Genomic DNA, 8,570 nt, shown 5'->3' with positions numbered 1-8,570 from the left:
TGTCGACACCACTCAGGCTGAACTTCTTGATGGTCTGGCATCGCAAATTCTCGACACACCTGCGCTGTCCACCACGCTCCGATTGCTTGGGCTCCATAACGCAAACCAGCTCGTCAGATATCTGGAAAACAACGCACTCGTGACGTTTGATCTCCAGGCCGGGGCTGATTTTCCGGTCTGTTTTGCCCAAGGCACGCGGATCATTACGCGCAAGGGTGCTCTGCGAATTGAAGACCTGCGCGTGGGCGACAAGGTGTTAACCCGGGATAACGGCTTCAAAGAAATCCGATGGATCGGGAATAGTTCGGTCGCGGCCTACGGGAAATTCGCACCTATCCTGTTCCGCCCCGGCGCTTTGGGAAACCAGACCGAGCTTTTGCTTGCCGCTGAGCACCGGGTGCTGTTGACGGGATGGGAATGCGAGTTGCTTACCGGCGAAACCGAAACGCTGATTGCAGCAAAGCATCTTGTGAACAATCCCTTGATCGAACGACGTGTCGGTGGCTTGATCACCTACTATCATATGCTCTTCGATCAGCATGAAATCGTGTTTGCCAATGGTGTCGCCTGCGAAAGCTTTTATCCCAACACCATGGCGATGCAGGCGTTGGATAAGCCAAGCTGCGACGAGGTTGTCGCGCTATTCCCCGAGCTGCACCCCCTGCACCACGATGCGCCGGTTGCCGCCCGCAAGATCTTGCGCAAGCACGAGGCGCAACTGGTTGCCCGCAGGCTTTTGCGATCATCTTCAAGGTCATAAAGTTTTGTTACGATCTCGAAAGCTAGCAACCGCCGCGAAGGGTGATTATTTTGTCCCGGTGCAACGGGTTGAAATCACGGAACGGCGGTGGAGATAGTTTTTAGGACAATGACCGTTTTGGGCCTGAAGTGTCTGATGCTGCGTGACGCACAGATATCCGCTTTGCTAAATTCGCTTGCTTTTGAAAGCCGTTCTCGTCCAAGTAAAACATAGGGTCGGCGATGGCGTCGCCAGCATTCATATGCAAGCCCATCCCCCTTTCCTGAACGCCGGGATTTTTCTTTGCTGCGATGCAGTCGAGGAGGGTCTCCTTCCTTGTCTTGCACACTGGCATGATGATGAAGGAGCCAGAAATGGATCGTCCAGAGTTTTATCGTTTCCATCAGGGTGAAAAGACCCTTCCCTTCGAGCCTCAAGAATATCAAAATCGCCTGACACGCTTACGGGCTGAGATGAAAGCGCGCGGCATTGACGCCTGCGTTTTCACCTCGATGCACAACGTGGCGTATTACTCAGGGTTCCTCTATTGCGCGTTTGGGCGACCGTATGCCTTGGTCGTGACCCAAACGGAAGATGTGACGATTAGTGCCGGTATCGACGCAGCCCAACCTTGGAGACGCAGTCATGGCGATAACATCACCTATACAGATTGGCAGCGAAACAACTATTGGCGCGCTGTTCTATCCGTCACAGGCGCAGGCAAAACCATCGGTCGTGAGGCTGATCACCTGACCCTTACTCAATGTGATTTGATGGATAGCTTTTTATCGCCAAAGGCCACGGTGGATGTGGCCCCAATCACGATGCGTCAACGGATGCACAAGTCCGCCGCCGAAATTGCGTTGATCCGATCCTGTGCGCAAGTTGCAGACGTTGGCGGATATGCGGTGAGGGATGCAATCAAAGCTGGGACCCGCGAGATTGATGTGGCCATGGCAGGGCGTAACGCGATGGAGTTGGAGATTGCGAAGCGCTTTCCAGATGCCGAGTATCGCGACACTTGGGTTTGGTTCCAATCTGGCATCAACACAGACGGCGCGCACAACCCCGTCACCGGACGCGCGTTGCAACGGGGCGACATCCTTAGCCTCAATACCTTCCCGATGATCAGCGCTTACTACACGGCGCTTGAGCGCACGTTGTTCGTGGAAACGGTAGATCCCGCCAGCCTAAAGATCTGGGAGGCCAACGTCGCCGCCCACGAGTTCGGCATGAGCCTCTTAAAACCGGGTGCGAGTTGCGCGGACGTAACCGAGCAAATTAACACCTTCTTTGCCGAACGTGATCTACTTCAATATCGGACCTTTGGTTACGGGCATTCCTTTGGCGTGCTGTCTCACTATTACGGTCGGGAGGCGGGTTTGGAACTGCGCGAGGACATTGACACGGTGCTTAAGCCCGGCATGGTCATCTCAATGGAGCCAATGCTGACCGTTCCAGAAGGAACGCTTGGTTCGGGCGGTTATCGCGAGCATGACATTTTAATCATCACCGAAAACGGCAACGAGAACATCACAAGCTATCCCTACGGGCCTGAGTTCAATGTGATCTCTTGATGCAAGAAAAAACAGGAGGCTAATGGCCTCCTGTTTACATCCAACGCTGACTTTGGCGCAGCCACAACGAAAGCTCACGTTGCCCCGCTCTACGCACCTTCGGCAGACGGAATTGCTGCACGATGCACGACTGGCCGGTTCGAAGAAGCTGCGCTGCGGCGTGGGTTGCCCCACCCAAGGTCCGCTCCGAGGCAGGGACTGTTGCCTGCCCCACCTTCTCTGTAAATGAGGACATTCACCTGTCAGGCAACGGATGGCCGATGAGAGCTGACGCCGTTATCTCTTCGTGGCCATGGCCGGTCTCCTCTTTAGTGTGGTTCGCAATACCACCATAGAGACCCGAAACCCGGTTATAGCCGCCTGTTGCACAATTTTGGGGGCTGCGCAGGCGGCCATAACCTTCAACAGCGCGTCATTCCCAACCTGCTATGGCAAAGAGTTCACCGACCGCCTCTTTGGGTCCGCGATGTGGCATCTAGGGATTGAAGGGCACCTAACTTGCGGTCTTGATATGGCGTCACCGCATGGACGACCCAAAATACCGGCAGCCCGTCAGGCTGCGGCTGCCCAGTTCGCCATTTCCGGCAGAAGAGCGTCGAGTATCGCTTGAAAGGCCGCGACGACGGCAACCGGCTCTTCATTGGCTGCGGCAACCTGACTGCGGAACACTTTCGTTTTGATGACGCTTTGATCCCTATCGCTGATCAGCGTCAGACTCATGTCAATCTTTGCGGTCAGGGTATCGCCAGCGATCGCTACATTGAAGGCGTCGATACGGGTCAAAAGGGCGAGATCAGGCACCGGCCCGGCCTTGCTGGGGCCGACGTAGCCCATCCGCCCCGTGCCCGCGATTGAACGGACCAGTAGCGATTGCACCAGTGCCGGTAGGTCGTCGGACCAGCGGGCATCAGGCAGATAGGTGACCGAGGCTGCCGAGGGCTTAACCATAATTCGGTCGCTTGAAATCGCGGCGGACGCGTTGGGTAGTGCCACCAGCAATGTGCGCCCCGATCTGCGGCCCGACGTCGATGTGGTTGCGGGCGACAGATCGTAAGTAGCCAACGGCGTAGCGGCCGCATTTATCGACGACAGGGCGCTACAGCCGCTAAGGCTGGCAGCGGCGCCCAACATTGCGGCTCGGCGGCTGAGGGTTAGGGGCTGCATCATGTCATCTCCGGTATTCGGGCACGCGTTCGTCAAGAAGGAAACGTGCAGGTTCTCGATCAATCCGGCGCACCAGTTTGTCAAGCGATTGCACCAATACGCGCGCCTCGCTGCTGAGCCGGCCCAGCTCGTTCAGGCCGCTGCCGGTGAAATTGCGGATACCGGGGGCGGCATCGCTGACAGTGGTCTGGATTTGTGCGACGGCCTTATCGGTCCTCTCGATCAACGCGCGCAGCTTGCTGGTGATCTGCGGCAGGTCGTCCGAAATCTTTTGGGCCGCGCCTCCGATCTGGTCCGTCGCCGTACGAATGTCGGACAGCACCGGCCCCAAATCGGTCGAGATCACCTCATCCGCGCTGTTAAAGGCCTTCTCCGCAGAGACAAGCGTGCGATCGGCAACCACCAGCGAGCCGTTTATGGCTTCCAGCGTGGTGTTTGCCTGCTGGATGAGGTCGGTGGCGGCATTGACTGCCGTACGTGTGTCGCTTGTCAGGGGGCGCAACCCATCGGTGAACTCTGTCAGATCGCGCGCGGCAGTGTCCACAGCGACGGATGCCGATGACACGGCACTGCGGATGTTTTCGACGACAGCAGGCACATCTTCGTCGATGACCGTCTCAATCTTGGCAAGCGCGGATTGCGCGCTTGCCAAGACCGCGCGCGCGTCCGACACCATCTGCGTACCATCGCCTGAAACCAGCGTGTTGAGGGTGTTTGAGGCATCGGTCACGGCGCCGAAAGACGTGCTGGCATCAGCCAGGGTTTGCTCCAGCTCCTGCAGCCGCGCATTTAACAGATCAGCCGTCTCGTCAAACCCGTCGAGCGTCCCGACCGAGCGCGCCGAGATGTCTGCCACCGCCTTGTTCAGCGCATCGACCGTTTGCGAAATCTGTCCGATGACTTCGGGCACCTGCTCGCGCATAAGGGTCTCGGCCTCGGCAAAGGCGGCGCTGGCGCTGTCGATGGCTGTGCCCGTCGTATCGATGGCCGCCTTGGCGGAGTCGAACGCGCCAGTGGCAGAGGCCAGCGTCTGGTCAGCATTGCCAAGCGTCGTCTCGGCCGCCGCGCCAAGGGTATCCAGACGCGCGCTAAACCCCGATATCTGCGTCGTCGCATCGGCAACGGTCTTGGTGATGTCCGAAAAATCACTTAGCGCCTGATCCAGCCCGTCAGATGCCTGGCTGAGATTTGCTAAGATATTCTGGACATATTCTTGATTTTCCGGCCCTGCGATCTGCTGGAACTGCCTTAGCAGATTGGTCGCTTCGGTGATCAAATCGGGCGCGTCCTCGACCAGTTGTTGCACGCTAGAGCGCCGCGAGGGGATTATGGGTGGCATGCCGTCGGGCGACATCAGAGGCGGCGCGTTAGCGCTGCTGTTTCTGAGTGAGATATAGGCCACTCCGGTCACCCCTGACGAGCTAAGCTGCGCCACTGTGTCCTCGCGCACCGGCGTCGTCGCATCGACCTCAATGCCGACATAGACCTTAGACGGGTCGGGATCGTAGATATGAACGTCGATCACGCGCCCCACGCCAATACCATTGAAGACCACGTCGCCCGAAGACGCCAGCCCTGAAACATCGTCAAAGAGGATGCCGTAATACGCGTATTGCCGGTTCAACTGCACGCTGGACAGCCACACGGCAAAGGCCAAGCTGCCGATAATGCCCAAGAGAGTGAATGCGCCGATCAGGATGTAATTCGCACGGGTTTCCATCACAGCACCTTTTCATCTTGTTCGGTTGCCAAAGCCGCGCGCGCACGGGGGCCGTGGAAATACTCGTGCACCCAAGGGTGGTCGATCTTCATCAGTTCGGCCATTGTGCCTACTGCTAGCACCTTCTTCTCGGCCAGCACGGCGATACGGTCGCAGATCGCATGCAGAGAATCCAGATCATGCGTCACCAGAAACACCGTCAGCCCCAGCGCCGCCTGCAACTGGCGGATCAGCGTGTCGAACGCCGCCGCGCCGATGGGATCCAACCCTGCCGTCGGCTCGTCCAGAAACACGATTTCTGGGTCGAGCGCGATCGCACGGGCAAAACCTGCCCGCTTGCGCATCCCGCCTGAAAGCTCGGACGGGAACTTGGTTTGTGCAACCTCTTCCAGCCCGACCATACGCACCTTGATACCAGCCAGCGTCTCGCGCAGCTCGTCCGGCAGGTCCAGTTGCTCGCGCATCGGCGCTTCGACGTTCTGGCGCACGGTCAATGACGAAAACAGCGCACCGTCTTGAAACATCACGCCCCAGCGACGGCGCAACTGGCGATACTCTTCAGGCGACGTGTTCTCGACGCTTTGGCCCAACACTTCGATGGTGCCGCCATCAGGCTTTAGCAGTCCAACGATCTGTTGCAGCAGCACGGATTTTCCTGTTCCCGATCCGCCAACAATGCCGATGATCTCGCCCCGGCGCACGTCCAGATCAAGGCCGTCATGCACCAGATGGCTGCCAAACCTCTTAACCAGACCGCGCACTTTTATGATGGGCTCTGCGTCGTTCATCAAATTCCTATCAGTGCGAAAACCACAGAGAACATGGCATCGGCCACGATCACCATAAAGATCGACAGGACCACCGAGGTCGACGTCAGCCGCCCGAGGGACTCTGCGTTTCCGCCAACTTTCAACCCCTCGTAGCAACCGATGATGCCGATGATCATGGCAAAGAACGGTGCCTTGATCATGCCGACCAGAAAGTGCCAGACGTCCGTATTACTGACCAGCCGTGCCTGAAAGACCGCAGGTGACACGCCCAATTCAATCCAAGACATCATAGCACCACCCAGAAGTCCCGATATGTCCGAGATCAATCCAAGGACCGGCAGCATCAGCATGAGCGCCAGAACGCGCGGCACCACGAGAATGTCGATCGGATCGAGGCCAAGAGTGCGCATCGCGTCGACCTCTTCGCGCATTTTCATGGAGCCAATGGCTGCGGTATAGGCCGACCCCGACCGCCCCGCCACGATGATGGAAGTCAGCAATATCCCCAGTTCACGCAGGACCGAGATGGCGATGAGGTCCACGACAAAAACTTCTGCCCCGAACTGGCGCAACTGGACGGACCCCTGAAAGGCCAGCACCACACCGATCAGAAATGACATCAGCGCCACGATAGGGATCGCGTTCCAGCCGACCTCTTGCATGTGATGCACAAGTGACGTCAGGCGCAGGCGGCGCGGATGGATCACCATCGCCCCCAACGAGGCGATAACCTGCCCCAGAAAGCTGGTTAATTCGACGGCGATGCGCGCGCTGGCGGCAGTCTTGCGGCCAAAGACCTCGACCCGGTCCACCAGCGTGAGGTGCTTTGCCAGCGCTGCGTCATCGGGTGGCATGTTGCGGCGCACGAGCGCGATCAACTGCTGTTGCGTCTCGTTGGCACCATAGATCGGCACGTCTGCGCCTGCGCTCGCCAGACGTTTTTGCATGTCGACAATGTACCACGCGCCTGCAGTGTCCATATGGCCGACTTGTGCAATATCAATGGCGCTCGCGCCTTGTGCTCGCCGCTCCAGTGTCGCGACATTGTCGATCAGCAGGCTGCCAGATAGGAAAAGCCGTCCATCCGCCACCCTAGCGTCCGGTGGGGAAGGCTCTTTTGCGCTGCCGAATTGTTCGCCCGGCGTTTGCTGATTTCGCTGAACCATTCCTTGCCTATACCCCGTTTGGATCCACGTGCGCTCGCCAAAGGGTTGCTAAGGCGCTCAATATCGCATTGTGAGGTGTCGAGTCGGTATTGCCAAGTTCTTGATGGGCCCAAACGGCGAACATTTAGCTCTACCTCGTCGCGACTATTACCAATGCGCCGCGACCTAAGTGGCGCTGACACGACTTGCATCCTTCTCTCAAGCTGAGCGCAAAAAAGGTATCAACACCGCCACGCCTTAATAGCAGAGCCCATCCGTAAAGCCACGTATCTCGAGCGCTTCGGGGCGCTGAGTTCCGACAGCAATGTCCTCCCCATCCTTACGTGCCTCAACCGTTAGATCATCGCGCCCAAGCCACGCTTTCACCCCGCGTATCTTCTCCCACAGCCAAGCGTGCCGTTTTTCCGTCTCGTGGATCAGACGCACCAAGCGGGTGGCGGATTTCATCAGGCTTTTGCGCCGCGACGGCCGCATCGCTTTAACGGCGTCGGGGCGAGCCATGGCCATCTTATATGTCGCGGTGCCGACCCACATTGTACCGTCAGCGATCTCGTTCAGAACGCCATCCATTGCAGCGAGTCCCGCCTCGTAGCCCGCCTTCTCCTTAGCGACCTCGGCTGCCTCGGCATCAAGATCGCGCTCACGCGCAATCAGTTCCTCCCCTGCCCTTACAAGTTGCTTTCGTCTTACAGCCTCCTCAGCTTCTTGCGGCGACAGCGCAAAATCGCGCACCTGCACCGCGCTCGCTTTGCCCGCCAGCGCAGCATCGCGTGCGACGAGGACCGTTTCCTGCGCTTCCAGCCGCGCCCGTAACGCCGCCAAGGCGTGCCGTTCTTCTTGCTGCTGAGCTTCCAAAGCCGCCCACTCAGCCTCCTTTTTAGCGATCCGCTCCTCGTAGACCTTCAGCGGCCTTCCCTCTTTTTCCGTTTAAACTTGCTGATCGTCCTGAAGCTTCACAAGGTGAGAAACGCGCGAAAGTTGGTAATGCTCAATGAGACCATCTTCCGGAACTTGGCTCACGCCCGTGTTGTGATCGCGGCTTGGGCCGCCGACTACAACACCGAACGCCCGCATTCTGCCTTGGACTACCAGACCCCGGCTGATTATGCGCGAACGCTGATCCCCGCAATCGCCCGACCCGCTACGCGAGATGATAACTCCACGCGTCGGGCGATTGCTCAACCTGCGCTGATCGGCGTAAACACCAACCGGGCTCCGATCGCGGCTGGATGAAAGTTCAGTGGCAGGTCCACTTCAAAAAAGGCCTGTGCGGTAGGGCTGACCCCTGAGTGCTCTGCTCTTTTTTCAGGGCTACTCATAAATCGATCCTGTTCTGCTGTTTTCATGGGGCAGCGCAATTTACTGCTGCTGCCAAATCTCAACGATTTCCGAAGCTAGGGTTATTGGGTCAAATGGCTTGGTAATCACTTTCGC

General features: G+C 58.0%; 7 protein-coding genes and 1 pseudogene. 3 read left to right on the top strand and 5 right to left on the bottom strand.

Features of this window, described 5'->3' with window-relative positions:
* Positions 1–760, top strand: a 760-nt coding sequence (locus ACN0SD_RS20380; RefSeq protein WP_417810010.1) for a Hint domain-containing protein, incomplete at its 5' end; no start/stop codon positions are given.
* Between the two features lie 353 nt (positions 761–1,113).
* The gene (locus ACN0SD_RS20375) at positions 1,114–2,316 is read left to right on the top strand and encodes an aminopeptidase P family protein (protein WP_417810009.1); all 1,203 of its coding nucleotides are present in this window, start codon (positions 1,114–1,116) and stop codon (positions 2,314–2,316) included.
* Positions 2,317–2,868: 552 nt separating this feature from the next.
* On the opposite strand, the gene ACN0SD_RS20370 is transcribed toward ACN0SD_RS20375, so the two are convergent.
* The 5 genes from ACN0SD_RS20370 to ACN0SD_RS20350 all read right to left on the bottom strand — a co-directional run bounded on the left by ACN0SD_RS20370 (position 2,869) and on the right by ACN0SD_RS20350 (position 7,991).
* Complete coding sequence (locus ACN0SD_RS20370; protein WP_417810008.1) at positions 2,869–3,483, bottom strand: ABC-type transport auxiliary lipoprotein family protein; 615 nt, start codon at positions 3,481–3,483, stop codon at positions 2,869–2,871.
* 1 nt (position 3,484) lies between these two features.
* A complete protein-coding gene (locus ACN0SD_RS20365; protein WP_417810007.1) occupies positions 3,485–5,200 on the bottom strand; it encodes an MlaD family protein in 1,716 nt (571 codons plus the stop codon).
* Complete coding sequence (locus tag ACN0SD_RS20360) at positions 5,200–5,988, bottom strand: ABC transporter ATP-binding protein (protein ID WP_417810006.1); 789 nt, start codon at positions 5,986–5,988, stop codon at positions 5,200–5,202. The genes ACN0SD_RS20365 and ACN0SD_RS20360 overlap by 1 nt, the downstream gene beginning before the upstream one ends.
* On the bottom strand, positions 5,988–7,061 hold the full coding sequence (locus tag ACN0SD_RS20355; RefSeq protein WP_417810005.1) for an MlaE family lipid ABC transporter permease subunit: 1,074 nt from the start codon (positions 7,059–7,061) through the stop codon (positions 5,988–5,990). The genes ACN0SD_RS20360 and ACN0SD_RS20355 overlap by 1 nt, the downstream gene beginning before the upstream one ends.
* A gap of 312 nt (positions 7,062–7,373) precedes the next feature.
* Complete coding sequence (locus ACN0SD_RS20350; protein WP_417810004.1) at positions 7,374–7,991, bottom strand: hypothetical protein; 618 nt, start codon at positions 7,989–7,991, stop codon at positions 7,374–7,376.
* 129 nt (positions 7,992–8,120) lie between these two features.
* On the opposite strand from ACN0SD_RS20350, the pseudogene ACN0SD_RS20345 reads away from it, so the two are divergent.
* A pseudogene (locus ACN0SD_RS20345) lies at positions 8,121–8,369 on the top strand (integrase core domain-containing protein); the annotation flags it as partial.
* Positions 8,370–8,570: the final 201 nt, after the last annotated feature.

The sequence above is a fragment of the Thioclava sp. genome, from assembly GCF_048263065.1.
Taxonomy (GTDB): domain Bacteria; phylum Pseudomonadota; class Alphaproteobacteria; order Rhodobacterales; family Rhodobacteraceae; genus Thioclava.
The sequence above is the reverse complement of the archived record's forward strand: the minus strand, read 5'-3'. Positions and strand labels throughout refer to the sequence as shown.

Excerpts from the sequence above, each read along its gene's own strand:
- ACN0SD_RS20375 (WP_417810009.1), top strand. The coding sequence starts at position 1,114 with ATGGATCGTCCAGAGTTTTATCGTTTCCATCAGGGTGAAAAGACCCTT.
- ACN0SD_RS20370 (WP_417810008.1), bottom strand. The coding sequence starts at position 3,483 with ATGATGCAGCCCCTAACCCTCAGCCGCCGAGCCGCAATGTTGGGCGCC.
- ACN0SD_RS20365 (WP_417810007.1), bottom strand. The coding sequence starts at position 5,200 with ATGGAAACCCGTGCGAATTACATCCTGATCGGCGCATTCACTCTCTTG.
- ACN0SD_RS20360 (WP_417810006.1), bottom strand. The coding sequence starts at position 5,988 with ATGAACGACGCAGAGCCCATCATAAAAGTGCGCGGTCTGGTTAAGAGG.